Genomic DNA, 25,675 nt, shown 5'->3' with positions numbered 1-25,675 from the left:
AAAAATTTCTTGCCCCAAAAAACTACTCAGTACATCTTCTCCATAGTAAAATGTCCATGCAATTGAAATGACTGACCTAACTAAAGGAGAATTATTAAATTCCTGCTTAGATTTAATGATAATTTTAAAACACTTTCCTTTATCTTTATTTAATTTAAATAAATTAGAAGCAATGACCTTTTCTTCTAACTTTAGTCCCAATATCCTACCCAATTTGTCTGCATTTTTATAATAAACACAAATTGGAAGTTTTTCTTCATTTTTAATAACCTGCTGATCTTTGTTTGACTCACTGGAAGTTGAATTGTCTTGTGCAAAAGAAAGGTGATAGAACAAAGTAATATAAAAAATCACAAGGGTAATTAAAATTCTTTTCATAACTTTTTTACTTATGGCGGAGAGGGTGGGATTCGAACCCACGAGGCGATTTTCATCGCCCACCCGATTTCGAGTCGGGCCCGTTATGACCTGACTTCGGTACCTCTCCGTTTATTTGAAGATTACCAATTGATATTTTTGAGTTTAATCACAAATACGCTTTAACGCTTAATCCCAGTTAATTGCAAGGTTAAAAATTTTTACGTTTATTCTTAAAAAAATTTTTAAGTAGATTGCTACATCTATCAGCTAAAATCCCTTCCTCTATCCAGAACTTATGGTTTGCCCATGTAATTTCACTGAAAAAATCAATTTTTGAATATACAGCCCCTGCCTTTGGGTCTCTGGTACCAAATATAAGTCCTTTTATCCTGGCATAAATTAGGGCTCCCATACACATGATGCACGGCTCTAGTGTGCATATTAGCAAACAATTTGTCAATCGGTAGTTTGATAATTTCCTTCCTGCCTCTCTTATTGCCAGAATCTCTGCATGGGCTGTTGGATCCTTGGTTGAGATACTTTTGTTATGGGCACGGGCAACTACATCACCATCTTCAGTTATTACAACTGCCCCAACTGGAACTTCGTCTTCAAGATAAGCCTTTTTTGCCTCTTTTAGTGCTATCTCCATATAAAAAGAATAATTTAATGCATCAACATTGGACATAACTTTATTTTTTCCTGAGATATTCAACTCCATTTTTAAAGATTGAAATTCCAGTTATTTGATTGGATATCCCCTCTCTTGTCCATTTAGGATGATTTGTTGGATGATTATACGCCTCTGGATGTGGCATAAGTCCAAAAATCCTACCTGTTGGGTCAGTTAGGCCTGCAATACCCATAGGTGATCCATTTGGATTATACGGATATTTTTGTGTCACCGACCCATGTTCATCTGTATATTGGATAGCAATTAGATTTTGATCCTCTATTTTTCTTAAAATTTCTTCATTTTTGGGCACTACTTTGCCTTCTCCATGTCTAACTGGCAAATACATAAATTCAATGTCCTTTAAAAAAACACAATTACTATTTGGATTTGCCTTTAAAAACACCCATCTATCTTCGAATCTAGCAGAATCATTATAACTTAGACTCACCTGTCTTTCAAAATAGTTATCATCTGCAGCAGGCAAAAGCCCAAGCTTTGTAAGTAGTTGGAAGCCATTACATATTCCAAGTATGATGCCGCCTTCCTCATGTACTTTTTTTATTTGGGCAAGAATTGATTTACCAGATTTGGTCTTTGTATATTTAATTCTAATTGCAGCAGCTTGAGCAGCTCCCAGGTGGTCTCCATCTAAAAACCCACCTGGAAACACAAGAAAATTGTAATCTTCAATTTTTACTTTTTCCTGGACAATTTCTGCAAAATGAGAAATTTGAACATCATCTGCACCCGCCATCTTAGCTGCGTATCCACTCTCCCTCTCACAATTTGTTCCATAACCAGTTAATACTAATACTTTAACTTTCTTTTTTGTCATCTTGTCTCACCTGGCCATTTTCTTTTTTAACAATATCCCACACTTCGTCTATGTGTTCCACTGGAATTATCTCAATTTTTTTTGTGAGTTCTTTAGGAATTTCCTCTAAATCTTTAATATTTTGCTTTGGCAAAATTACCTTTTTTATGCCTGCTGCCACTGCAGCTAGAATTTTCTCTTTTATGCCACCAACTGGCAGGATCCTTCCCCTTAAGGTAATTTCACCAGTCATGGCTATTTCATTACTCAAAGGAATATTTGTAAGGGCAGATAAAAGAGCCATGACAAGGGTTATACCTGCTGATGGACCATCCTTTGGAATGGCACCTGCAGGAACATGGATGTGGATGTCTTTTTTTTCTGCAAAGTCTTCAGATAGGTTTAAGTGAGATGCACGGGATCTTGCATAACTTACTGCAGCCTGGGCACTTTCTTTCATAACATCGCCTAGCTGACCTGTAAGTATCAGTTTCCCTTTACCTGGCATGGTCAAGACTTCTATATGTAATATCTCTCCACCAGATGGGGTCCAGGCAAGTCCTAGAGCAACACCTGCTGGAAGCTCCTTTTCTCTCTCTTCTTCTAAATATTTTGGCGCTCCAAGGTATTTATGTACATTGGTTGCAAGTATTAGAAATTTTTTCTTTTTTGCTCCTTCTGCAATTTTCCGTGCCACTTTTCTACATACAGTGGCAATTTGTCTTTCCAAATTTCTAAGTCCAGCCTCCCTTGTATAGTTTTTTATAATTACCTTGAGTGCACCTTCATTAAAGGCAATGATATTTTCTTTTAAACCATGCTCCTTTAATTGTTTTGGGATCAAATACTGTTTTGCTATTCTTATTTTTTCCTGTTCTGTATATCCAGGTATTCTAATTACCTCCATCCTGTCTAGTAAGGCTGGAGGTATTGTATCCAGCATATTTGCGGTACAAATGAACATTACCTTGGATAGATCAAACGGTACATTTAAATAATGATCAGTAAATGAATGGTTTTGTTCAGGATCCAATACTTCCAGTAAGGCAGACGAAGGATCACCCCTAAAATCCGTTCCAACTTTGTCTATTTCATCTAACATAAATACAGGATTTTTTGTTCCAGCCTCTTTTATGCCCTGTATTATCCTACCAGGCATTGCGCCAATATAGGTCCTTCTATGTCCCCTGATCTCTGCCTCATCTCTCATGCCACCTAATGACATACGAACGAACTTCCTCTTTAAACTCCTGGCAATGGATTTGCCCAATGATGTTTTACCTACTCCTGGAGGTCCTACAAAGCACAAAATAGGCCCTTTCATTTTGGGGTTCAATTTTCTAACAGAAAGGTATTCTAAAATCCTTTCCTTTACCTGTTTTAGATCATAATGGTCTTCATCCAGGATCTTTTTTGCCTTTTTTATATCTAACTCATCTTTTGACACCTTTTTCCAGGGAAGTTCAACAAGCCAGTCCAGATAGGTTCGAATTACAGTAGCTTCTGAGGAATCAGGATGCATATTTTCTAGTCTATTTAGTTGTTTTAGGGCCTCTTTTTTCACATTCTTTGGCATACCAGATTTTTCAATGGCCTTCCTGAGTTCTTCAAACTCCTCTTCTTCAGAATCATCTTCACCAAGTTCTGATTTTATTGCCTTAAGTTGCTCCCTCAAGAAAAATTCCCTCTGGGCCTTGTCCATGCCTTCTTTGGCCATTGCCTGAATTTTGTTTTGTAAAACAGCAACTTCCACTTCCTTCATGAGTTGCTTATTAACTAGCTCTAGCCTTTTAACAGGATCCAGACATTCCAGGATGGATTGAGCAACATCTGTAGGCATCCTCAGATTTGAGGCTATTAAATCTGCCAGCCTACCAGGATCATCAATACTGTTCAAGATAGCCATCATTTCAGTGGGATCCATCCCCCTAAGGGATATTATCTTTTCACTCTGCTCCCTGGCTGTTCTCATTTGTGCTTCCACCTGGGCGCTATAATCTGTAACTGGCTGTTCCTGGATTATTTCGACTTCTACCATATGAAATGGTTCTTCTTGAATAGGCTGTTTTATCTTTGCCCTGGCTAGACCCTGTACCAAGATCTTCAGTTTCCCATCAGGCATTTTTAACATTCTCATTATGATGGCTATGGTACCTACCTGATAGACATCTTCTATTTTGGGATCTTCTACCTTTTCATCTTTTTGCGTGGCAATAAAAATATATCTTTGATTTTCATTTATGGCAGATTCTATTGCTTTAATGGATTTTTCCCGACCTATAAAAAGGGGTATTATCATGTAGTTAAATACAACAATATCCCTTACAGCAAGTAGAGGAAGCTTTGTTGGAATCTCCAAGGCTGGTTGGGCATCAGATGGATTTTGAGGGTTTTGTCCCTGACTCCCTCCTCCTTGATCGTTTAACTGGATAGGTCCCTGGATATTTCCGTTTTTCTCACTCATTTATTTATCTCCTCTATTGTTTTCGTTATTGCATAGCTAATAGTTAAACTGTTATTGGTTAATTTAACATTAATATAATGTCAATTTTTAAAAGTGCAATCAATTTGTTCTGATTTTTCAACCTAGGCTAAAATTAGTTGTTATTATCGGATGTTTGCCAAGGGTGTTGTAAACTTGGGACAAAGACTAAATTATATTATTTTCTTTAAAACTAAAGTAGTTGTCTTTTGAGATAATTATATGGTCAAGTAAATTTACTTCAATTTCCTCAAGAATCTTTCTAAATTTCTTTGTAATCTTCATGTCCTCCTGGGAAGGGCTAGCATCTCCTCCTGGATGATTATGTATAAAAATTACCCCTACTGCCCTTTTTCTCAATATGACTTCAACAACTTCTCTAGGATATATATTTAAATAGTTAACTGTGCCCTGGGCTATTTCTTCTAAAGAAATTATTTTGTTTTTCCCATTTAATAATAAAAGGTAAAGGTGTTCTTTATCTAACATGCCAAATTTATTTTTTAAATACAAAAATACCTCTTTAGGACTTTTAATCCCATCTTTTTGAGTTAAATCCTGCTCCCCTATTCTTGTTATTAATTCCCTTATAACTCTGATAAATGTCAAAAGTCCTGTAGATACGCCATTTATTTCTAATAATTCATGATCTGGTGCAAAGACAACACCTTTTAAGTTGTCAAATTTATTTAAAAGTTCCTTGGCAATTGTTTTAGTATCTTTTCTTGGAAGGCCATAACTGAGTAGTAATTCAAGTAGTTCATAGTCATAAAATAAATTTGCTTCTTTTAAAAATTTTTGTTTTAAACGTCTTCTGTGTCCAATATAGTGGGGTTTTTCCTCTTTTTGTCTCATATATGAATTTATAAACTTTTAAAAATGCTTTGCATTGATGCTACTAAATTTTCAAAAACCATGCTGGGATTAATATTTGAGGTTTTTAATCTTAATTCTGCTTCCAAGACAATATTGTAAATCTCAATAATTTTTTTTGGGCCAAGTTTTTTGGCAATATTAATCTTTTTTGTTTTTACCCAATTTGGTAAATAAACAGATTCTCCTTTAAGTAGATTCCATAATATTTTTACTTCTCTTTTAAATAATCCTAGTATAGGAAAGATTGATTGGTGTGAATTTATCTCTTTATTAATTATAGTATCCCAAACCTTATCTTTAGGCGCAAGTCCTTCTAAAGAATTTATTAAATCAAATATATTGTACTCAAATGAAGGCGATATAACACTTAAGTCTTCTACACATATAACATTTTTATTTAAAGTCTCTAATTTTTTTAATTCATTTTTAATTGATGACAGGTCTTTAGGTAAGATCTCCTTTAAGTGTAACATGACTTCATGTGAAATGTTAATTTTATTTTTCTTTGACCATTTATTTATATAATCTGTCAAAAATTGTTCATCTACTCCAGGATGGCGAAATATCCACTTTCTTTTTTCTGCAAATTTATAGTACTTTTTATTTTTTAAAGATTGTATATTAGTAGGTTTACCTTTGTTCCATTCAGACTCAATACATATAAATGGACATACATCAGGATTGAATTTATTTAAAAAATTTGATAGCTTATTCCAAAATTCCTTTGGTAGTTTTTCTGCACGTCTTAAGATTATCGCCTGTTTTGTGTTTATTAAAGATGAGGATCTTAGGTAGTTAAAAAAAATATCACTTTGATCTTCGTCTCCCCAGATTAATTTTTTTTCCCAATTACCAGAGAACTTTTTAAGAGTGTTGTTAATAAAGTCAGAGATCACTTCAAAGTCAGGGCATATACAAATAAAATATCCTTCTCTCATGGCAAGTTTATGTTAAAAATTATTTGAAAGCTGCATGGCGAGTTTAATAATTATATCCTTTATCACCTTCTCTCTGGTCCTTTTAACTTCTGATGCTGACGCATTTTTAGATAAAGACTCGCATTTTGATATATTCTTTGAATCCCAGACAAGCTTATCTTGTCTGTTATATAAATAACACCTTACGGTCATACATAGATCAGATTTTTCTGTCTCTTCATAAATATTTTCCACATCTGTTTCCAAAGAGTAGTCCACTATCTCTATGATTAATTGTGCTTCAGCTTCCTCATTATCCACAAATTTTATATTGCTAGATCTTTTTGAAAATTCATCAATGAGTTGTGTCCTAAATTCTGTTGGGATCTGGGGATTAGTAGTGGGATTTTTTATTTTTGATATATTGATAAGGGTAATGTTTTCAGGTAAAATTATCGGGGATGTGGATATTAATTGATATCCACATCCCAAAATATTTATAATAAATATGAGAGGGGTAATTATCTTTAAAAGTGTTTTAAACCACCACATTGACCAATTTTCCGGGAATTACGATTATTTTTTTGATTTCTTTATCACCAATATGTCTTTTCACATTTTCATTTTCAATGGCCACTTTTTCTATTTCCTCTTTTGAATAATCCGCTGGAACAGTTATTCTTGCCCTCAGTTTTCCATTTACCTGAACAACAATTAGAACTTCATCTTTTACAAGTGCCTTTTCATCTATTGTTGGCCATGTACATTTTGCAAGGTGCGTGGTATATCCCATCTGCTCCCACAATTCTTCACATATATGGGGAGCCATTGGATACAGGGTTATTAACACAGTTGACCATGCAGAAGATAGGACATTTTTATCTCCTTCTCCAGAGCTCAGTTTGTCCATCTTGTCCTGTATTTCATTTACAAGTTCCATTATTGAGGCAATGGCTGTATTAAACTGATACTTTTCCTCTAAGTCATTGGTGATCTTTTTCAATGTAGCGTGCTCTTTATATCGAAGTTCTTTGGCCTCTTTTGAAAGTTTATCTGTTATCTTGGCAGCTGGTCCGATTGGGACAAGTCTGGGTTTAAGTTTCTTTGACAGGGTCCACAAGCGATGCAAAAACCTATGGGCACCTTCAATTCCAGAATCACTCCACTCAAGCTCTTTTTCAGGAGGTGCAGCAAATAAAATAAATAATCTAGTTGTATCTGCACCATATTTTTCAAGCATATGGTTTGGGTCCACTACATTGCCCTTGGATTTACTCATTTTTGCCCCATCTTTTAGCACCATTCCCTGGGCAAGTAATCTTTGAAAGGGCTCATGAAAATCAAAATATCCAAGATCCCTTAATGCCTTGACAAAGAACCTAGAATATAAAAGATGCAAAATTGCGTGTTCAATACCCCCTATGTATTGATCAACAGGCATCCAATATTTTAATGCCTCGTCATTAAATGGAGCACTATCTATTTTTGCGTCAGTGTATCTAATAAAATACCAGCTGGATTCAACAAAGGTATCCATTGTATCTGTTTCTCTTTTAGCTGGCCCTCCACATTTGGGACAGGTTGTATTTACAAATTCTTCTGAATCTGGGAGTGGAGATCTCCCATCTGGATGTGTCTTTATATCAAGGGGCAAAACAACAGGAAGGTCCTTTTCTGGGACCAATTGAACTCCGCATTTGTCGCAATATATTACTGGAATGGGTGTTCCCCAGTATCTTTGCCTGGAGATATTCCAATCCCTGATCCTGTAATTCACACTTTTTTTTGCAATTCCCTTTTTCTCTAAATATTCAACGATCTTTTGTTTTGCCTCTTCATTGAAAAGTCCTGAAAAATCGCCAGAGTTTATTAAATATCCTTCTCCTGTATATGCGGCTTCAAGATCTTCTACCTTTAACTCTTTATCTTTTGGCGTAATTACCACTTTTATTTTTTGATTATATTTTTTTGCAAATTCAAAATCCCTTTGATCATGGGCTGGAACAGCCATAACTGCACCTGTACCGTATTCCATAAGGACAAAATTTGCTACAAATATGGGCATTTTTTCATTGGTAACAGGATTTATACAGTATTTTCCTGTAAAGACCCCTTCTTTTTCTAGATCCTCTGTACTCCTCTTTTTTGTATCTATTTTTTTTGTCTTTTCAATAAATCTTAATACCTCATCTTTTTTGTCAGAATCTTTAATAAGCTCTGGAATAAGTGGATGTTCAGGGGCAAGGCTCATAAATGTTGCGCCGAATAATGTATCTGGCCTGGTAGTAAAAACAGTTATTTTTTTATCTAATCCTTCTACCTGAAAATCGATCTCAGCACCTACACTTTTGCCTATCCAGTTCCTTTGCATGGTGATGACCCTGTCTGGCCATCCCCCTTCTAGCTTTTCAAGGTCATTTAACAACTCTTCTGCATAATCAGTTATCTTCAAAAACCATTGAGCCAGTTCCTTTTGTTCTACAACTGATGAACACCTCCAGCAAAGACCATCTTCTACTTGTTCATTTGCCAGTACTGTATGACAAGACGGACACCAGTTTACTGGTGCCTTTTTTCTATATACCAGCCCTTTTTTATAGAGCTGGATAAAGAATAGCTGTTCCCATTTGTAATATTCTGGAACGCAAGTAGTTACCTCCCGGTCCCAATCAAGGGAATACCCAAGCCTTTTTAATTGAAATTTCATCTCTTCAATATTTGAAAAGGTCCACTTGGCAGGATGAATTCCGTGTTTAACAGCTGCATTTTCAGCAGGGAGACCAAAGGCATCCCATCCCATTGGATGAAGTACATTATATCCCCGCATCCATTTATATCTGGCAATACAGTCGCCTATTGTATAAACCCTCACATGTCCCATGTGAATCTTTCCAGAAGGATATGGGAACATCTCAAGGACATAATATTTTGGTTTGTCTGATTTATGGGTTACATTAAAATATCTGTTTTTGTTCCAGATTCCCTGCCATTTTTTTTCGATCTCATCAGGAATATATTTGTCCATCGCTGGTCTCCTCACGATTTTGCAATTTGTTTTCAAGGGTCTTTGCCACTGCATCTAAGATCCCATTAACAAACCTTTTTGAGTTATCATCTCCAAATGCTTTGCTAAGCTCAACAGCTTCATTTATAGCCACTTTAGTTGGGACATCGTCTCTATACATCATTTCAAATATTGATAGTCTAAGTATTGTGAGTTCAACTTTGGCAATTCTACTTAATTTCCAGTTTTTTGAGTGGGCTTCGATTATTTTGTCTAATTCATTGATATGATCTAAGGTGCCTTTTACAAGCTCTTTGGCAAATTCAACAGCTTTTTCATTGATTGGATATCTTTCATCTCCACAAAAATGGTCTATCATATTTAGATAGTTATCCACGCCCTCTTGTTCTAAAAAATTTGTGCTGTATAAAACCTGGAACGCTATTTTTCGTCCAAGTCTCCTTGGGCCTTTTTTCCTTTTTTTAATGTTCTCCATATTAGATGGGTCCATTGGGGTTTATTGGGTTCATGGGGTTGTTGAGTTTATGGGTTTGTGGGTTTGTTGGGTTCAACGCTTAACCCTCTAACCCTTAACCCCTAACCCTTTAACCCTCAAACCCCTTTAATTGACTTATAACTTGAGCAGTCTCTAAAGCGGCCTGGGCTGCCTCTGCACCTTTATTTCCCGCCTTACTTCCTGCCCGCTCGATTGCCTGTTCCAATGTATCCGTTGTAAGCACTCCAAAGGTAACAGGAATATTTGCTTCCAGTGATACCTGTGCAATACCTTTGGCTACTTCTGATGCCACATATTCAAAATGAGGGGTTGCTCCCCGTATAACTGCTCCAAGGCAAATTACAGCATCTACCTTTTTGGACATAGCAATTTTTTTTGCAACAACAGGCATCTCAAAGGCACCAGGCACCTTTATTAAAATAATGTCCTCTTCCAAAACCCCATGTCTTACTAAAAAATCAATTGCACCACTCACAAGCCTAGAGACAATAAAATCATTAAATCTACTTGCAATTAACGCAAACTTTAGCCCTTTTCCTATTAATTTTCCCTCGATGGTTTTGATATTGTTCATTTTGGAACCTCTTGTGAAATTTTATTTAAGCATTCTTCGTCTAACATGTGCCCCATTTTTTCTTTCTTGGTTTTAAGATATTTTCTATTCTCTTCACATACTGGTCCGATAATAGGAACCCTTTCTACTACTTCCAGCCCGTGTCCTTCAAGTCCGACTATCTTTTTGGGATTGTTGGTGAGCAGTCTCATCTTTGTGACACCCAAATCCACCAGGATCTGTGCCCCAATTCCATAATCCCTTAGATCAGGTTTAAATCCAAGGATCAAATTGGCTTCAACTGTGTCTTTACCCTGATCCTGTAATTGATACGCCTTTATTTTATTTCCAAGACCAATCCCTCTACCTTCTTGCCTCATATAAAGCAGCACTCCCTTTCCTTCTTGTTCTATCATCTGTAAAGCCTTATGTAATTGAGGACCGCAATCACAACGGAGGGAACCAAAGACATCTCCAGTTAAACACTGGCTGTGAACCCTCACTAAAACAGGTTCTCCTTCTTTTATTTCACCTTTTACAAGGGCTAGATGTACATAATCGTCAATGTCGCTTTCATAGGCTATGGCCTTAAATTCACCAAATTTTGTGGGTAGCCTTGCCTCTCCAATCCTTCTAACCAGGGAATCAAATTTTGATCTATATCTAATTAGATCCTCAATTGTAGCTATCTTTAAATTGTGTTTTTTTGCAAATTCAATGAGATCAGGCATCCTGGCCATGTTGCCATCATCCCTCATAATTTCGCAAATAACAGCAGCAGGTTTTAAGCCTGCCAGACGGCATAGATCAACACTTCCTTCAGTCTGTCCAGCCCGAACCAGGACCCCTCCCCTTCTTGCCCTTAAAGGAAATACATGACCTGGAGTGGAAATATCTTCTGGGGTTACGTCGTCTTTTACTGCAGTCAAAATAGTTGTAGCCCTATCATAGGCAGATATTCCCGTTGTTACACCCCTTGCAGCTTCAATTGAAACAGTAAATGCTGTTCCAAATTTGGATTCATTTCGTTTTGGCTGGAGATCTAACTTTAATTTGTCAACTAACTCAGGGGCCATGGCCAGACAAATAAGTCCCCTTCCATATTTGGCCATAAAATTAATTGCCTGGGGTGTCACTTTTTCAGCTGCAATGGTTAGATCACCCTCATTTTCTCTGTCTTCATCATCAACCAAAATTATCATCCTGCCCTTTCTAATTTCATTTATTGCTTCTTCTGTTGAACACAATACAGACTGTGCATCTTGATTTTTTGTCATGATTTTTATCCTTAAATTAAAAATTATTTTTGGGATTAAACTGTATCTCCAGTTCTTTTACAGACTTGATATAAAAAAGCAAATCAAAATCCATGTTCCCGCAAAAAATCAATAGTTAATTCCTTTTTTTCACTATTTTTTTCCCATGGAGAAACCATTTTTTCGATATATTTTCCCACTATGTCAAATTCAGTGTTTACCTTTGTCCCTACTTTCCACTGGGAAATGGTGGTTTTAATTTTGGTCTCTGGAATTATGTTTATCTCAATAAAATTTGAGCCACACTGATTTATGGTCAAGCTAATGCCATCTAGGGCAATGGAGCCTTTTTCTACAACGTATTTTGAAAATTTCTCTGGAAAATTTAATGTATACTTTGTGGATTCTCCCACCTCTTTTATCTCTTTAACAACAGACAGACAATCTACATGTCCTGATACCAGATGACCGCCAAGACGGTCAATTGGCCTGACAGCCCTTTCTAGATTGACCTTGGTTCCTGTTGTGATATTCTTTAAATTAGTCCTTTTTAAGGTTTCTTCAGAAGCATAAACAGAAAAAATGTCGCCATTATTTCTCTCAACAGTTAAGCACGCCCCATTTACAGCAATGCTCTCCCCTATCTCTATATTTTCAAATTGAGGATTAGGAGAAATAGAGATCCTCAAATCCCTGCCCATTATCTCTGTTTTTATTACTGTCCCAATGGCCTGAACAAGCCCTGTAAACACCTAAATATCTCCTTTTGGAATTAAGTGAATCAAAAGGTCTGTATCTATTTTTCTATGATCTATTATATCAAATTTATAACCATCTTTGATTTTAGCGACTGTATTTCCTGAGAAAGAACTCTTAGCCCTATCATCACCTAAAATAATAGGAGCTATAAAGAGAAAAATTTCATCTGCGAGTTTGTTTTTAACAAGGCTTTGTGCGAGCCTACCTCCGCCTTCACACAAGATATAATAGCAATTTAAATCTGAGAAGAGTTTAGATAATACTTGATAAAGATTTATATACCCATTTTTTTTCTCTGTGTGTATAATTTTTACCCCTTTTTTTTGCAATCCCTTTATTTTTTCATAATCAGATTCTGTAGTTATAAAAATAGTTTTTTTGGGCCTGGAATTTATCAAATAATATTCTGAATCAGGACCAGGTAATCTAGAGGTTATAATAGCTGCAAAGGGATCTTTTTTCTCATTTGCCTCGATTCTAGGAGTGAGCTTTGGATTATCATTAAAAAAAGTATTACCGCCAATTAAGATGCAGTCCACTTTGGCTCGTAAGTTGTGCACAAATTCTCTGGATTTTTGAGAGCTAATCCACTTTGAATCCCCACTTTCTGTTGCAATCTTTCCATCTACACTCTGGGCAAGCTTTAAAAAAATATATGGTCTTTTTTTCTTATGCCAAGTAATAAAATCCCTTATTAAATTTTTGCACTGGATTTCATTAAACCCTATATCCACTATTACGCCTTTTGATTTCAAAAACTCAGCACCACCACCCTTTACATTTGGGTTTGGATCCAAGGTTCCAATATTAACCTCTTTAATATTATGTTTTAAAATGGCGTGTGTACAAGGGGGAGTCTTGCCATAATGGTTACATGGCTCTAAAGTAACCCATAATGTAGAATCTTTAAGGTCATGTCCTTTTGAAATGGCGTCTTTAATGGCAGCTACTTCTGCATGGTCTTCGCCATATCTTCTGTGATATCCCTGGCCAAGTATTGTATTTCCTTTTGTTATAACCGCTCCAACACACGGATTAGGGGCCGTATATCCCATGCCTTTTTTGGCAAGGGATATTGCAAGTTCCATAAATTTACTATTTTTTGGATTTTCAAGAATATGTGTCATTTTTTTCTTGCTGGTTGAAGTTGGGGAGTTGTAGTTGTTAGTTATTAGTAGTTATTCATTGTTATTTGTAGTTATTTGGTGGTTATTCATGGTTATTCGTTGTTATTTAGTAGTTATTAATAGTTATTTTGTAGTTATTCATTGTTATTCATTGTTATATGGTAGTTATTTGTTGTTTATGGTAAATCAAGTTTGTATAAATTGATTTCTGCTTCTTCTAACATGGCTTTAGAGAGTTCATCTGGATAACCTTCTATGTAATAGATATTTTTAACATCGCAATTTATAAGCATCTTTGTACAAATTAGACATGGAAGATGAGTACAATATATATCGCAACCTTGAAGTGAGACCCCATGGAGTGCAGCCTGAATAATAACATTTTGTTCTGCATGTAGCCCTCTACACAACTCATGCCTCTCTCCTGATGGAATCTTTAATTTTTCTCTCAGACATCCAATATCAAGGCAATGTGCAATTCCAGATGGTGCTCCATTGTAACCTGTAGCAAGTATTCTTTTATCCTTAACAGCAACAGCTCCAACTTTTCTGCGAATACAAGTTGACCTTTCAGCGACCATTTGAGCAATTTTCGCAAAATAAATATGCCACTCAATTCTCTTATCTTTCATTATAACTCCAAATCCCCCTTCTACCTCCAATAACCTCAAATAACCACTAAATAACTATTAAAAACTCTCAATAACATATAAATTTAAGGTCTGCGGCGCACGGGTAGCAAGTTAGCTGGACCCTATTGTTAGAAATTTTTATTTTTTATTTCCTTTAATATATCTTCTACAGAATATGCATCCTGCCATTTATGTCTATCCTCTGTATAGTTGCCACTACCCTTTTCAAATTCTTGAATAAACCTTATGAAATCTACCTCTCCTAATTCTTTTGCTAAAATTTGATAGCCTTTTCGTTGAACCTCTATATTACTTTGATAATTACTCATCTCTTTCATATAAAACATCTTTTAATAACTCTAATGGACTTATTACTTGTATATCCAAATAGGATTACTTTGGTCATCAAAAGGCCTATTAAGACAACAACAATCTAAATAAATCTTCATTTATCATTTTTTACTTTTTGTTTCTAACAATAGAAATGAATATTTTCCTTTTAATTTACCGCGTGAAACAGTAAAACATTCTTACTACACAACAACCACTAAATAACTATTAATAACTACCAAATAACTATTAATAACAACAAATAACTACCAAATAACCACTAAATAACTATTACTATCCCCCCTATTCCCCATCATATCTTTTGAACAAAATACACGCATTTGTACCGCCAAAGCCAAAGGAATTACAAAGAACATAATTAATTTTTTTATCCCTTGCCCCTTCAGGGACATAATCTAGATCACATTCAGGATCTGGATTTTCCAGGTTAATTGTTGGTGGTATTTTTTCGTGGTAAATACTGAGCACACTGAACACTGCCTCAGCTCCCCCTGCTGCTCCTAGCATGTGCCCAATCATGGACTTATTTGCTGTTATAGGTATGTGGTACGCGTGTTTTCCAAAGACCTTTTTTATTGCCCGGGTCTCACATATATCATTTAATGGGGTAGAAGTACCGTGGGCATTTATATGATCTACCTCCTCTGGTGCAACATCTGCCTCTCTTAAGGCCGCCTTCATGGCCGAGGCCATTCCTTCTCCGCTCTCATCAGGTGCAGTTATATGATATGCGTCAGCAGATGCTCCAAATCCAACCATTTCCGCATAAATTTTAGCCCCTCTTTGTTTTGCGTGTCCTAACTCTTCTAAAAGGATCAACCCACATCCTTCTGAAATAACAAATCCATCCCTATCCCTGTCAAAAGGCCTGGATGCCTTTTCTGGCGCGTCATTTCTAGTGGATAGTGCCTTCATTGCATTGAATCCAGATACTGCCATGGGCGTTATGGTGGATTCAACGCCTCCGCAAATCATGGCCTTTGCCCTACCAAGTTTGATATCAGAAAACGCATAGCCTATGCTGTGACAACCAGAGGCACAAGCAGATGTTGTGACCATATTAGGGCCTTTGGCCTTGGTAAATATTGCTATTTGTCCCGCAGCAATATTGGAAATTAGCTTTGGGATATAGAATGGAGAAACTCTGGATGGTCCCTTTTTTAAAAGCCTTTCATGGAATTCTTCTATTGTCTCTATCCCACCTAGTCCACAACCCAAAACTATCCCTATCTGAGTGCTGTTTTTTTCATTAACCTCAAATTCTGCATCCTTAAGAAGCATCTTTGCTCCAGCTACCGCATACTGATTAAACCTATCCATTCTCTTTATTTGCTTTTTAGGGATAAATTTTTCAGGCGCAAAGTCTTTAACCTCACCAGCTATTTTGGTATCATATTTGGAACAATCAAACCTGGTTATGTAAGAGATACCAGATTCCCCTTTAATTAATCTCTGCCAAGTTGTTTCAACGCAATTGCCTAAGGGAGTAATTGCTGCCAAACCTGTTACAACTACACGTCTGTTTTTCATAACCTCACCTCATTTTTTATGTTCGGGTTGAGGACTAATAATTTTAAACAAAGAGGGGATGATCCCCCCTTGTTATTTTTACTGCTTTACTTTGGATTCAATGTAATTAATGACGTCCTGGACAGTCCTTAATTTTTGAGCTTCTTCATCGTCAATTTCCATATCAAATTCATCTTCCATAGCCATGATAAGCTCTGTTAGATCTAAGGAATCAGCTCCAAGATCGTCAACAAATGAAGCCTCAGGTACAACCTGTTCTGGGTCAACATCCAATTGTTCAGACACGATTTTTTTGATTTTTTCCAGTAGTTCAGACATGTATTTCCTCCTGTTTTTTTTCTTTTTTAAAGGTACAGTCCACCATTTACAGAAAACACCTGCCCTGTGATGTAGCTGGCCTCTTCTGAAGATAGCCATGCCACTAAACATGCCACGTCCTCTGGAGAACCAAATCTCTTTAAGGGGATTTTTGATAGGTAAGCTTCCCTGGTCTTTTCGTCAAGTTCCTTTGTCATTTCCGTAGTGATAAACCCAGGAGCAATGGCGTTTACCAATATGCCCCTGGGAGCTAGCTCCAGTGCTACTGCTTTGGTAAGTCCTATAATTCCAGCTTTAGATGCGCAATAATTAGCCTGTCCTGGATTTCCTGAAAGGGCAACAACAGACGTGATATTAATAATTCTACCATATCTTTGTCTAACCATTATTTTGGCCGCTTCTTGAGTGCAGTAAAAAGTGCCAGTTAAATTGACACCTATTACCTTATTCCATTGGTCATCCTTCATTCGAAGGATAAGGCCATCATTTGTTATGCCCGCATTATTTACCAGTACATCTAAAGAAACCTTGTTTTTTATATTAATCTTAAAAAAATCCTCAACTTCCTCTTTTTTGCTCACATCTACCTTAAAGGCCCTGGCTTCTCCACCTCGACTTTGAATCTCAGCAACCACTTCCTCGGCAAGATCGTCCCTTGAGACATAGGTAAAATAGACCAGGAAACCTTTTTCAGCCAACTTAAGGGAAATGGCCTTCCCTATTCCCCTTGACCCTCCAGTGACAATGGCTGCCTTTGGTAAGCTATTTTTATTTTTCCCCATAGACTGCCCTTTAAATTTATTAAAATTTTATAATAACACTGGCTACTGTAAACCCTGCGCCAAAAGTAGCTAGCAAAACCAAATCACCCTTTTGTATCTTCCCATATGAATAGGCTTCGCTAAGTGCCAAAATAACCGAGGCAGCAGAGGTGTTCCCATATTTATCAACATTAACAAAAACTTTCTCCATTGGCAGGTTAATTTTTTTTGCAACAGCCTCAATTATCCTGTAGTTTGCCTGGTGAGGTATAAAGAGATCAATGTCATCGGGCGTAAGGTTGTTTTTTTTAACTATATTATCAATAAGCTCGCTCATACTCCGAACCGCGTATTTGAAAACCTCTCTACCGTTCATATGAATAAAATATTTTTCACTGACCTTTTGGCCTACAACAAAGGGTTCGGCAGATCCCCCTTCTAGTCCAACCATGAGCAAATGCCCGAGCTCACCTATAGTTTTTAATTTAATGTCTATTACTTGAGGATAGCCTTCTCTATTACCTGTGAGAATTGCAGCACCAGCTCCATCACCAAATAGAACACAGGTGTTTCTATCTTTGAAGTTTAATCTAGATGTACATACTTCACTGCCAACCACAAGGACTTTTGCTTCAGGTTTGTTGGCAATAATACCCCGCGCAAGTTCAAGTCCATATGTAAATCCAGAACAACCAGCCGCTATATCTATAGCCATTTCACATTTTTTTGAGCCTAATTTTGCCTGAAGAATACACGCAGTAGCAGGAGCGCAATAATCAGAAGTAAATGTTCCTACTATAATGTGAGTTATATCAATAGGATCTAGCTTAGCATTATCTAGAGCATTTTGAGATGCATTATAGGCCAGATCAGAACAAGCAACTCCTTTTTTGACTATCCTCCTGGCCTTTATTCCAGTCCTAGAGGTAATCCAATCATCAGTGGTATCCACCATTTGTTCTAGTTGATTATTAGTTAAAACGTCTTCTGGCACAAAATGTCCCAGCCCCAAGATAATCATATTATTATTCTTCTTTATTAACTCCATGTTTCTTTATTTCTTCTTCGGTTGTTTCTTTAGGAGTAATTGTTGTAGTAGAAAGTATATTTTTTAATCTATAAAATCTAGTTATCTCAGGATGTTTCTCCAGCTGTTCCTTGATTTTTTCTACAATATTTCTCTTCGCAAAGGCTGCTCCCATTTTTATGGCCTGGGCTATGGATTTTTCAGAAGAGCTTCCATGACATACTATTACACAACCCTTTAACCCAAGTAGAGGGGCTCCTCCATACTCTTCATAGTCAAACCTACGAATAAGCCTTTTAAAGGCTGGTCTCGCAAGAAATCCTCCAAGCCTTGTTAATATTCCTTTTTTAATCTCTTTTTTTAAAACATCGCTAAAAGACTTTGCCAGTCCTTCACATAACTTTAAAGCAATATTCCCGACAAAACCGTCACAAACAGCTATATTTACCTTGTTTGTAAAAAGATCTCTTCCTTCAATATTACCAATAAAATTTAAAGAAGTGTTTTTTAAAAGCTGATATGCCTCATTAACCTGTACATTCCCTTTTCCCTGTTCTTCTCCAATATTTAATAACCCTACAGAAGGAGACTCTACATTGAGAACATTTTTGGCAAATATATCGGCCATAATTGCAAACTGTACAAGGTGTCTTGGTTTAGAATCAATGTTCGCACCAACATCAATAAGTATCAGAGGTTGTTTTTCCCTGGGAATTATTGTTGCCAGTCCTGGCCTATCAATGCCCTTTATTCTTCCGATGGAGAATATTCCACATGCCAGTGTAACACCTGTATGGCCTGCTGACACAACTCCATCTGCTTTGTTTTGTTTAACTAAATTACATGCAACTTGGATAGAAGTGTTTTTTTTACGCCTCAAAATATAAGAAGGTTTGTCCTTCATGTCTGCCACATCGTCTGCATGTACTACCTCAATGTCAATACCTTCTGTTTGATGCTTCTCCAACTCCTCTCTTATCTCTATGTCTCTGCCAACGAGTATAAGAGAAAGACCATTTTCCCTAGCGGCTTTTAATGCCCCTGGAACAACAACTGAGGGGCCTCGGTCGCCCCCCATAACGTCAATTGCTAGACGTGGCTTTAATTTATTAGTCTTCATCTTTTGCTAAATAGGCCCTTCCTGCATATTTTCCGCAAGATGGACACACGCGATGTGGCAGGGTGGGATTACCACACTCACACTCAATCACATTGGGAACAGGTACTCTATGATGTGATCTACGCATTCCCTTTTTTGATTTTGATGTACGTTTTTTTGGTACTGCCATAGCTTTATCCCTCACTTAATATTTTTATTTTTCTAAAAATTGCCAATCTTGGATCCCCTAAATCCTTTCCGCAATTGCAACGTGATATATTTAAATTTGCCCCACATATTGGACAAAGACCCATGCAATCCTCTTTACACAAAATTTTTTGGGGAATATTCAATACAAATCTTTCCCACAATAGGCCTTTTAAATTTAAATAAAGCTCTCCATTTTTCTCCAGAATAAAGGAAATATCTAACGAATCCCTATCCTTGGGTTTTTCGATTATTCTAAAGAAATCTTCAATTTTTACCTCTGCCTTTTCTAGGCACCTATCACACAAGGTCTCTATCGTCCCTTTGAGGAGCCCTTTTAATATGCAACAATCTCCTTCGACTTGTATAAAGACCTCCACACAAAAATCTTCTTTTATTTTATAGGGGAGTTCATACTCCCTTATAGGATCTAACCATATGTTTTGGTCGTCTATAGCTAAATTAAGTCCTTTTGAAGGAATGTCTTTAAGCCTAATACAATAAATCTGTTCCATAAAAACCTCAAATGCAAAGTGAATAAATTTATTTCTACTACTCTTATTTGTCAAGGACAATAATTTTAATAAAAAAAATGGAATTATTAATACTATTAATAATAGTAAGTTATTTTTGCTGTCTTTGTTGTAAAAGAATGTTTTTGTTTGTCAATGTTTTTTTGATGATTTTTGTTCCCTTAAATAGGAATGCTTTTGTTAACATTGATTTGCAATAAGTTTTGGTATATTTGATTTAATATAGTGATTTTATTGATATTTTTGCCTGGAGCTGTAATTCAAGGTTAATATTGGAGCTAAAGTTTGGAGATAGTATAGCTTTATAATTATAACTAATTATAATTTAAATTTGTTTGTCTATTACTTGAAGTTGAACATAAAGTTAATGATATTAATATGTTTACAATCCTTTTTTTCTTGAAAAAATAAAAAAAATTAGATAAAAAATCTTTAATTAAGTAAAATTTGTGTGTGCATTTTATGCATGATATGCAAATTGAATTCTTATTAAAAAAATGAAGGGTGTTGGGTGTTTAATTTTTAAACTTATATGGGGGGGAAAATGAAAGAAAAATCCCAGAAAAATGTTTTTGGTTTATGTTCTAGAAGAGATTTTTTAAAGTATTGTACTGTAATGGCGGCTAGTATGGGATTGCCGCTATCTGCTGGAGAAAAAATTGCCAATGCCATGATCAGCAGCAAAAGGCCACCAGTTATATGGATTTCAGGACAAGGGTGTACTGGCTGTACAGAAGCTCTTCTTAGGTCTTCCCATCCCACTCTGGATAATCTGATTTTAGATCTGATTTCCCTTGATTACAACGAGACCTTAAATACTGGAGCAGGAAAGCAAGCTGAGGAGTTTATGGAAAGGTCAGTAGAGGAGAATGCTGGAAAGTTTGTTCTGGTTATAGAAGGAGCCATACCCACAAAAGATGATGGTGTCTATTGTCAGATTGGCGGAAAGCCTTTTGTGAAAATTGTTAAGGAGATGGCAGAAAAGGCAGGGGCTATAATAGCCGTTGGTTCATGTGCGTCTTGGGGTGGTATTGTTGCAGCTGATCCAAATCCAACTGGAGCAAAAGGTGCTCCTGAAGTCTTGAAAGATAAGACTGTAGTCACTATTCCTGGTTGTCCACCAAATGTATATAATTTCCTATCAACTGTAGCTTATTTTATTACATACAAAAAGTTACCTGAGTTAGATCACCTTGGTAGGCCGAAATTTGCCTACAGCAGGCTTGTACATGAAAATTGTGAGAGAAGACCCCACTTTGATGCAGGAAGATTTGCCGAGAAATTTGGAGATGAAGGGCACCGTAAGGGGTGGTGTTTATATAAATTAGGTTGTAAAGGTCCAGTTACCTATAATAATTGTTCCATACTCCAGTTCAATGATGTTGGAATGTGGCCTGTTCGTTGTGGGCATCCATGTTTTGGTTGTAGTGAAAAGGGCGTAGGTTTCAATATTCCTCTGTTTGTTGAAGCTGATATTAAAAAAGATAGTGTGATTACCCCCGCAGCTACTCCTGCGAAAATAAAATATGAAAGGGGTGGCAAGGTTTCTGGTACAGCTGCTGGATTAGTGGGAGCTGCTATTGGTGCTGCTGCAGGTGCTGCTGCAGTTACAGTCACAAGAATAAAATCAGAAGAAGAAAAATAAAGGGGGTTGGTATGAGTGTCTCAAGGCGTGGCTTTTTAAAAACTGTAGTAGGTGGAACAGTTGCCCTTGGTGCTGGTACCTTAGTTGAGGATGCCAAGGCTTCTAAAACCGAAAAATTACCACCTAATGCAGTTGGAATTTTATATGATTCCAATCTGTGTATTGGTTGTCAATCGTGTATGGTGGCATGTAAAAAGGCCAATAATCTCCCATATGAACATACAGGTGATCAAAAGACATGGGACAACCCTATAGATCTGTCTTCAAAGACATATAATATTATAAAGATGTATAAAGAGGGCGATAAATTTGCCTTTATAAAAAGGCAATGTATGCACTGTTTAGAGCCTGCTTGTGCTGCTGCATGTCCTGTTACAGCCCTCCATAAAGATGAAAAAACTGGAATTGTTACCTATGATCCTTCTGCATGTATTGGTTGTAGATATTGTCAGGTAGCCTGTCCATATAACATACCAAAATTTGAATGGGATTCTCCATTTCCGCAGATTAGAAAATGTCAGCTATGCTATCATTTATTGGAAAAAGGCGGGTATCCAGCATGTTGTGCTGTATGTCCAACTGGGGCATCCCTTTTTGGACCAGTTGAAAAATTAAGGGAAGAAGCCCACAGGCGCCTTATGATGAAACCTGGGGAATATTATGAGTTTCCAGTAAATCACATTGAATCAGGAAAAACAAAAGTTCATAAGGCAAAACCTTACATAAAGCATATATATGGTTTAGACGAATTGGGAGGCTCTCAATGTATGATTTTAGCGGGTATTGACTTTGTTAAACTTGGTCTGCCAGAACTCAGGAAAAAATCTTATGTGGAAGATCTCGAAGGCGTTAGTATGGGACTTTATAAGTATTTACTTTATCCAATAGCTGCTTTTGGTGGACTGGCTTATTTGGTGAAAAAGAGAGGAGTTCACGATTAATTAAAAACATCTCAAGGAGTTTGATATGTCAAATGCAAAGCCATTAAACAGCAGGGTTATAACGGTACCCTTTATTCTTGGGGTAATAGTTATCCTGCTGGCAGGTGTATTTTTACTGAAACGTTTTATATATGGACTCGGGGCAGTCTCAGGTATGAATGATGGATTCCCCTGGGGACTGTGGATTGCTTATGATGTAAATGTAGGTACTGCATTTGCGTGTGGTGGATACGCAATGGCGATTTTAATATATATATTTAACAAAGGCGAATACACCCCCCTGCTTAAACCAGCAATACTCACCAGTATGTTGGGTTATACCCTGGCTGCAGTATCAATTTTTTTCGACATTGGTAGATATTGGAACATGTTCAATATTTTCATGCCCTGGCACATGAATTTGCATTCCCCAATGCTTGAAGTAGCAGTTTGTATAGCCTCTTATGTATGTGTACTATGGATTGAGTTTTCTCCTGTGCTAATAAAACACCCTGGCATTAGAAAGAGATTTAATGCTGAGGAGATTGAAGAAAAGTTGAACAGAGTGCTGTTTATATTTGTTGCCCTGGGCATGTTACTACCAACCATGCACCAGTCGTCCTTGGGGACTCTTATGATGCTTGCTGGTTCAAAGCTCTCTCCACTTTATTGGTCTAAGCTTCTCCCATTTTTCTTTTTAATTTGTGCTATTATGATGGGGTATGCGATAGTTATTTTTGAGACCTGTGTGGCTGGAGTTGCTTTTAAAAATACCCACGAGTTTAAATTGCTCACTAAAATATCAGGGGTAATACCCTGGCTAATTGGAATATTTCTCCTTATCAGGATTCAGGACATAAATGCAAGGGGAGCTCTTTCCCACATTTTTAGATTTGATCTTCCAGGCAATATGTTCCTTATAGAAACTCTCCTTCTTTTAATTGCTTTAAGGCTCCTCTGGAAACCAGAAAACAGACAAAATGTGAAAAAGGTGTTTATTGCTGCGTTTTGCGTGCTTATGGGGGCAGGCCTTTATAGATTTGATGCATATATTATTGGTCTAAACCCTGGTAATGGTTGGCACTATTTTCCAACAACTCCGGAGCTAATAATTACTTTTGGAATAATAGCAGTAGAAATTCTTGGGTATTTATATTTTGTTAAAAGGTTTCCTGTACTGGCTTTACCATCTAAAAAATAAAAAATAATTAAGGAGTGATAAATATGGCAAAGAGGATAACAATAGATCCAATTACAAGGATAGAAGGGCACTTAAGGATCGATGTAGAAGTAGATGATGGAAAGGTAAAAAATGCCTGGTCATCAGGACAGATGTGGAGGGGGATTGAGGTTATTTTAAAGGGCAGAGATCCTAGAGAGGCCTGGGTTTTTACCCAGAGAATATGTGGTGTATGTACCACTGTCCATGCCATTGCATCTGTTCGTGCAGTTGAAAATGCACTTGATCTCGAAGTACCTTTAAATGCCCAGTACATCAGAAATTTGATTGTTGCAGCCCATGGAATTTTTGACCATATGACCCATTTTTATCATCTATCTGCTTTAGACTGGGTGGATCTGGTATCTGCCTTAAATGCTGATGCTAAAAAGGCTGCAAAACTGGCATCACAACTTTCTGATTGGCCAAAGAATAGCTACAATGAATTTAAGGCAATTCAGGATAGGCTGAGAAAATTTGTCGCATCTGGTCAGCTTGGTGTGTATGGAAGCGGATATTGGGGACATCCAGCAATGAAACTTTCACCAGAAGTAAATCTCCTTGCCGCTGTGCACTATTTCCAGGCCCTTGATTGTCAAAGGGAAGTTAATAAAATAGTCGCAATTTTGGGAGGTAAAAATCCACACATCCAAAATTTGGCTGTTGGTGGCGTGGCCAACCCAGTTGACCCCAATTCTCCTGCTCCATTAACCATGGAACAACTGCTCCATATAAAGGCCTTAATTGACAAGATCAAGGACTTTGTAAAGAAGGTTTATTTAGTAGATGTAGCCGCTGTAGGTGCATTTTATGCTGATTGGACAAAATATGGAGCTGGTGTTCTAAATTACTTAAGTGTTCCTGACCTCCCAATGGATGAAAAAGGTACAAAGTTCTTGCTCCCCGGTGGATACATTGAGAAAGGTGATATTAGCACATTTAAAGAGATTAAATCCTTTAATGATGAATTCTTTAGAGAAAATGTCAAAGAGTCCATTAAACATTCCTGGTATGATGGTGATTGGAATCGTCATCCATGGGTTGAGGAAACAAAGCCAGATTATACAGGATATGATGAGGACGAGAAATATTCATGGGTAAAATCTCCAAACTTTAAAGATAAACCTGCTCAGGTTGGTCCACTTGCCCATGTGCTTTGCATGTATGCAGCAGGGCATGAACCAACAAAGAAGTACTTAAATACAGCATTGAATATCGCTTCTCAAATTGCAGGAACCAAAATTGGAATAGAGGCCCTTCATTCCACCATTGGTCGTCATGCAGCAAGGGCTGTGAGGGCAGCAGTTTTGACCGATACACTTGATGAATTGTGGACTGCACTTGTTGAAAACATTGGCAAAGGTGATTATGACACATTTAATTCACCAAAATTCCCAAAAGGTGAAATTAAAGGGTTTGGGTTCCATGAGGCCCCAAGGGGTATCCTTTCTCACTGGGTTGTAATTAGAGATGGAAAGATAGATAATTACCAGGCAGTCGTTCCATCAACCTGGAATGCTGGTCCAAGGAACCACAAAGATGAGTTGGGACCATATGAGGCATCATTGATTGGAAATCCAATAGCAGACCCCAAAAAGCCTTTAGAAGTTATAAGAACTATCCATTCCTTTGATCCATGCATTGCTTGTGCTGTCCATCTCCATGATGAAGACAATAGCGAAATTGTAAAGGTAAGGGTATTGTAGTTAATGAATGTACATAAAAAAGACCCCCAGGTCCTTATCCTGGGGGTTGGAAATATTTTGATGAGTGATGAGGGCGCTGGAGTTAGGGCAGTTGAGAGATTACAGGAGAAATACCATATTCCTGAATCTCTAGAGGTTGTAGACGGTGGAACTAGTGGGATGGAACTTTTAAGTTTTATAGAAAACAAAGAGGCAGTCTTTATATTCGATGCAATAAAAAAGCAGGGCACAAAACCAGGAGATGTAGTGCTGATAAATCTAATTGAGCGTCCCAATTTCTATAGAACCAGAATTTCTCCACATCAACTGGGAATATCTGATTTATTATATATTGCCACCTTAACAAATTCCCTTCCCAGAGTAGTTGAATTAATTGGAATTGTACC

Annotated in this window: 25 protein-coding genes, 1 tRNA gene and 2 pseudogenes; 5 read left to right on the top strand and 23 right to left on the bottom strand. The window is 37.0% G+C overall.

The window, feature by feature from the left end; translation table 11 throughout:
* From ACY2V1_RS03005 to ACY2V1_RS02895, 23 genes and pseudogenes are all read right to left on the bottom strand, one after another.
* A pseudogene (locus tag ACY2V1_RS03005) lies at window positions 1–378 on the bottom strand (hypothetical protein); the annotation flags it as partial.
* 14 nt (window positions 379–392) lie between these two features.
* A tRNA-Ser gene (locus ACY2V1_RS03000) sits at window positions 393–487 on the bottom strand.
* Window positions 488–568: 81 nt separating this feature from the next.
* A complete protein-coding gene (gene tadA / locus ACY2V1_RS02995) occupies window positions 569–1,048 on the bottom strand; it encodes a tRNA adenosine(34) deaminase TadA (protein WP_461833316.1) in 480 nt (159 codons plus the stop codon).
* Window positions 1,049–1,052: 4 nt separating this feature from the next.
* Window positions 1,053–1,871: a phosphoribosylformylglycinamidine synthase subunit PurQ gene (locus tag ACY2V1_RS02990; RefSeq protein WP_461833315.1), complete on the bottom strand. Its 819-nt coding sequence runs from the start codon at window positions 1,869–1,871 to the stop codon at window positions 1,053–1,055.
* Window positions 1,852–4,314 (bottom strand): endopeptidase La, encoded by a 2,463-nt coding sequence (gene lon, locus ACY2V1_RS02985; RefSeq protein WP_461833314.1) that lies wholly within the window; start codon window positions 4,312–4,314, stop codon window positions 1,852–1,854. The genes ACY2V1_RS02990 and lon overlap by 20 nt, the downstream gene beginning before the upstream one ends.
* Window positions 4,315–4,500: 186 nt before the next feature.
* Window positions 4,501–5,187, bottom strand: coding sequence for a RadC family protein (radC, locus tag ACY2V1_RS02980; RefSeq protein WP_461833313.1), 687 nt, complete (start codon window positions 5,185–5,187; stop codon window positions 4,501–4,503).
* Window positions 5,188–5,195: 8 nt separating this feature from the next.
* The gene (holA, locus tag ACY2V1_RS02975; protein WP_461833312.1) at window positions 5,196–6,146 is read right to left on the bottom strand and encodes a DNA polymerase III subunit delta; all 951 of its coding nucleotides are present in this window, start codon (window positions 6,144–6,146) and stop codon (window positions 5,196–5,198) included.
* Window positions 6,147–6,158: 12 nt separating this feature from the next.
* Window positions 6,159–6,677, bottom strand: a complete 519-nt coding sequence (gene lptE, locus ACY2V1_RS02970; protein WP_461833311.1) for an LPS assembly lipoprotein LptE — start codon at window positions 6,675–6,677, stop codon at window positions 6,159–6,161.
* Window positions 6,664–9,150: a leucine--tRNA ligase gene (leuS, locus tag ACY2V1_RS02965; RefSeq protein ID WP_461833310.1), complete on the bottom strand. Its 2,487-nt coding sequence runs from the start codon at window positions 9,148–9,150 to the stop codon at window positions 6,664–6,666. Before leuS ends, lptE begins: the two co-directional genes overlap by 14 nt.
* Window positions 9,131–9,625 (bottom strand): transcription antitermination factor NusB, encoded by a 495-nt coding sequence (gene nusB / locus ACY2V1_RS02960; protein WP_461833309.1) that lies wholly within the window; start codon window positions 9,623–9,625, stop codon window positions 9,131–9,133. Before nusB ends, leuS begins: the two co-directional genes overlap by 20 nt.
* A 109-nt stretch (window positions 9,626–9,734) precedes the next feature.
* Entirely contained in the window at window positions 9,735–10,220 is a 486-nt protein-coding gene (gene ribH, locus ACY2V1_RS02955) for a 6,7-dimethyl-8-ribityllumazine synthase (protein WP_461833308.1), read from the bottom strand.
* A complete protein-coding gene (locus tag ACY2V1_RS02950) occupies window positions 10,217–11,476 on the bottom strand; it encodes a bifunctional 3,4-dihydroxy-2-butanone-4-phosphate synthase/GTP cyclohydrolase II (RefSeq protein ID WP_461833307.1) in 1,260 nt (419 codons plus the stop codon). The genes ribH and ACY2V1_RS02950 overlap by 4 nt, the downstream gene beginning before the upstream one ends.
* Window positions 11,477–11,559: 83 nt before the next feature.
* The gene (locus tag ACY2V1_RS02945) at window positions 11,560–12,207 is read right to left on the bottom strand and encodes a riboflavin synthase (protein ID WP_461833306.1); all 648 of its coding nucleotides are present in this window, start codon (window positions 12,205–12,207) and stop codon (window positions 11,560–11,562) included.
* On the bottom strand, window positions 12,208–13,341 hold the full coding sequence (gene ribD, locus ACY2V1_RS02940) for a bifunctional diaminohydroxyphosphoribosylaminopyrimidine deaminase/5-amino-6-(5-phosphoribosylamino)uracil reductase RibD (RefSeq protein ID WP_461833305.1): 1,134 nt from the start codon (window positions 13,339–13,341) through the stop codon (window positions 12,208–12,210).
* Window positions 13,342–13,517: 176 nt separating this feature from the next.
* Window positions 13,518–13,973 carry a deoxycytidylate deaminase gene (locus ACY2V1_RS02935; protein ID WP_461833304.1) on the bottom strand — a complete coding sequence of 152 codons (456 nt, stop codon included), beginning with the start codon at window positions 13,971–13,973 and terminating at the stop codon, window positions 13,518–13,520.
* Window positions 13,974–14,101: 128 nt separating this feature from the next.
* Window positions 14,102–14,311: a hypothetical protein gene (locus tag ACY2V1_RS02930; protein ID WP_461833303.1), complete on the bottom strand. Its 210-nt coding sequence runs from the start codon at window positions 14,309–14,311 to the stop codon at window positions 14,102–14,104.
* Window positions 14,312–14,606: 295 nt separating this feature from the next.
* Window positions 14,607–15,854, bottom strand: coding sequence for a beta-ketoacyl-ACP synthase II (gene fabF, locus ACY2V1_RS02925; RefSeq protein ID WP_461833302.1), 1,248 nt, complete (start codon window positions 15,852–15,854; stop codon window positions 14,607–14,609).
* Between the two features lie 78 nt (window positions 15,855–15,932).
* On the bottom strand, window positions 15,933–16,172 hold the full coding sequence (gene acpP, locus ACY2V1_RS02920) for an acyl carrier protein (protein ID WP_461833301.1): 240 nt from the start codon (window positions 16,170–16,172) through the stop codon (window positions 15,933–15,935).
* Window positions 16,173–16,198: 26 nt separating this feature from the next.
* Window positions 16,199–16,954: a 3-oxoacyl-[acyl-carrier-protein] reductase gene (gene fabG, locus ACY2V1_RS02915; RefSeq protein WP_461833300.1), complete on the bottom strand. Its 756-nt coding sequence runs from the start codon at window positions 16,952–16,954 to the stop codon at window positions 16,199–16,201.
* Between the two features lie 19 nt (window positions 16,955–16,973).
* Window positions 16,974–17,954: a beta-ketoacyl-ACP synthase III gene (locus ACY2V1_RS02910; protein WP_461833299.1), complete on the bottom strand. Its 981-nt coding sequence runs from the start codon at window positions 17,952–17,954 to the stop codon at window positions 16,974–16,976.
* Window positions 17,955–18,054: 100 nt separating this feature from the next.
* Window positions 18,055–19,080 (bottom strand): annotated as a pseudogene (gene plsX / locus ACY2V1_RS02905) (phosphate acyltransferase PlsX); the annotation flags it as partial.
* A complete protein-coding gene (gene rpmF, locus ACY2V1_RS02900) occupies window positions 19,070–19,249 on the bottom strand; it encodes a 50S ribosomal protein L32 (protein ID WP_461833298.1) in 180 nt (59 codons plus the stop codon). The gene rpmF and the pseudogene plsX, both read right to left, overlap by 11 nt.
* Window positions 19,250–19,253: 4 nt before the next feature.
* A complete protein-coding gene (locus ACY2V1_RS02895) occupies window positions 19,254–19,781 on the bottom strand; it encodes a YceD family protein (protein WP_461833297.1) in 528 nt (175 codons plus the stop codon).
* A gap of 562 nt (window positions 19,782–20,343) precedes the next feature.
* On the opposite strand from ACY2V1_RS02895, the gene ACY2V1_RS02890 reads away from it, so the two are divergent.
* The 5 genes from ACY2V1_RS02890 to ACY2V1_RS02870 form a co-directional block, all read left to right on the top strand.
* Window positions 20,344–21,444 (top strand): hydrogenase small subunit, encoded by a 1,101-nt coding sequence (locus ACY2V1_RS02890; protein ID WP_461833296.1) that lies wholly within the window; start codon window positions 20,344–20,346, stop codon window positions 21,442–21,444.
* Between the two features lie 11 nt (window positions 21,445–21,455).
* Window positions 21,456–22,385, top strand: a complete 930-nt coding sequence (gene hybA, locus ACY2V1_RS02885; protein ID WP_461833295.1) for a hydrogenase 2 operon protein HybA — start codon at window positions 21,456–21,458, stop codon at window positions 22,383–22,385.
* 25 nt (window positions 22,386–22,410) lie between these two features.
* Complete coding sequence (gene hybB, locus ACY2V1_RS02880) at window positions 22,411–23,565, top strand: Ni/Fe-hydrogenase cytochrome b subunit (RefSeq protein WP_461833294.1); 1,155 nt, start codon at window positions 22,411–22,413, stop codon at window positions 23,563–23,565.
* A gap of 23 nt (window positions 23,566–23,588) precedes the next feature.
* On the top strand, window positions 23,589–25,289 hold the full coding sequence (locus ACY2V1_RS02875) for a nickel-dependent hydrogenase large subunit (RefSeq protein WP_461833293.1): 1,701 nt from the start codon (window positions 23,589–23,591) through the stop codon (window positions 25,287–25,289).
* 3 nt (window positions 25,290–25,292) lie between these two features.
* Window positions 25,293–25,675, top strand: a 383-nt coding sequence (locus ACY2V1_RS02870) for a HyaD/HybD family hydrogenase maturation endopeptidase (protein ID WP_461833292.1), incomplete at its 3' end; no start/stop codon positions are given.

It is taken from the genome of Desulfothermus sp., assembly GCF_053993635.1.
Note: the sequence above shows the minus strand (reverse complement) of the source record. Positions and strands in the feature narration are given on the sequence as shown.

What these genes read in the sequence shown, in the direction of transcription:
- tadA (WP_461833316.1), bottom strand. Translation starts at nt 1,048, where the DNA reads ATGTCCAATGTTGATGCATTAAATTATTCTTTTTATATGGAGATAGCA.
- ACY2V1_RS02990 (WP_461833315.1), bottom strand. Translation starts at nt 1,871, where the DNA reads ATGACAAAAAAGAAAGTTAAAGTATTAGTATTAACTGGTTATGGAACA.
- lon (WP_461833314.1), bottom strand. Translation starts at nt 4,314, where the DNA reads ATGAGTGAGAAAAACGGAAATATCCAGGGACCTATCCAGTTAAACGAT.
- radC (WP_461833313.1), bottom strand. Translation starts at nt 5,187, where the DNA reads ATGAGACAAAAAGAGGAAAAACCCCACTATATTGGACACAGAAGACGT.
- holA (WP_461833312.1), bottom strand. Translation starts at nt 6,146, where the DNA reads ATGAGAGAAGGATATTTTATTTGTATATGCCCTGACTTTGAAGTGATC.
- lptE (WP_461833311.1), bottom strand. Translation starts at nt 6,677, where the DNA reads ATGTGGTGGTTTAAAACACTTTTAAAGATAATTACCCCTCTCATATTT.
- leuS (WP_461833310.1), bottom strand. Translation starts at nt 9,150, where the DNA reads ATGGACAAATATATTCCTGATGAGATCGAAAAAAAATGGCAGGGAATC.
- nusB (WP_461833309.1), bottom strand. Translation starts at nt 9,625, where the DNA reads ATGGAGAACATTAAAAAAAGGAAAAAAGGCCCAAGGAGACTTGGACGA.
- ribH (WP_461833308.1), bottom strand. Translation starts at nt 10,220, where the DNA reads ATGAACAATATCAAAACCATCGAGGGAAAATTAATAGGAAAAGGGCTA.
- ACY2V1_RS02950 (WP_461833307.1), bottom strand. Translation starts at nt 11,476, where the DNA reads ATGACAAAAAATCAAGATGCACAGTCTGTATTGTGTTCAACAGAAGAA.
- ribD (WP_461833305.1), bottom strand. Translation starts at nt 13,341, where the DNA reads ATGACACATATTCTTGAAAATCCAAAAAATAGTAAATTTATGGAACTT.
- ACY2V1_RS02935 (WP_461833304.1), bottom strand. Translation starts at nt 13,973, where the DNA reads ATGAAAGATAAGAGAATTGAGTGGCATATTTATTTTGCGAAAATTGCT.
- ACY2V1_RS02930 (WP_461833303.1), bottom strand. Translation starts at nt 14,311, where the DNA reads ATGAAAGAGATGAGTAATTATCAAAGTAATATAGAGGTTCAACGAAAA.
- fabF (WP_461833302.1), bottom strand. Translation starts at nt 15,854, where the DNA reads ATGAAAAACAGACGTGTAGTTGTAACAGGTTTGGCAGCAATTACTCCC.
- acpP (WP_461833301.1), bottom strand. Translation starts at nt 16,172, where the DNA reads ATGTCTGAACTACTGGAAAAAATCAAAAAAATCGTGTCTGAACAATTG.
- fabG (WP_461833300.1), bottom strand. Translation starts at nt 16,954, where the DNA reads ATGGGGAAAAATAAAAATAGCTTACCAAAGGCAGCCATTGTCACTGGA.
- ACY2V1_RS02910 (WP_461833299.1), bottom strand. Translation starts at nt 17,954, where the DNA reads ATGATTATCTTGGGGCTGGGACATTTTGTGCCAGAAGACGTTTTAACT.
- rpmF (WP_461833298.1), bottom strand. Translation starts at nt 19,249, where the DNA reads ATGGCAGTACCAAAAAAACGTACATCAAAATCAAAAAAGGGAATGCGT.
- ACY2V1_RS02895 (WP_461833297.1), bottom strand. Translation starts at nt 19,781, where the DNA reads ATGGAACAGATTTATTGTATTAGGCTTAAAGACATTCCTTCAAAAGGA.
- ACY2V1_RS02890 (WP_461833296.1), top strand. Translation starts at nt 20,344, where the DNA reads ATGAAAGAAAAATCCCAGAAAAATGTTTTTGGTTTATGTTCTAGAAGA.
- hybA (WP_461833295.1), top strand. Translation starts at nt 21,456, where the DNA reads ATGAGTGTCTCAAGGCGTGGCTTTTTAAAAACTGTAGTAGGTGGAACA.
- hybB (WP_461833294.1), top strand. Translation starts at nt 22,411, where the DNA reads ATGTCAAATGCAAAGCCATTAAACAGCAGGGTTATAACGGTACCCTTT.
- ACY2V1_RS02875 (WP_461833293.1), top strand. Translation starts at nt 23,589, where the DNA reads ATGGCAAAGAGGATAACAATAGATCCAATTACAAGGATAGAAGGGCAC.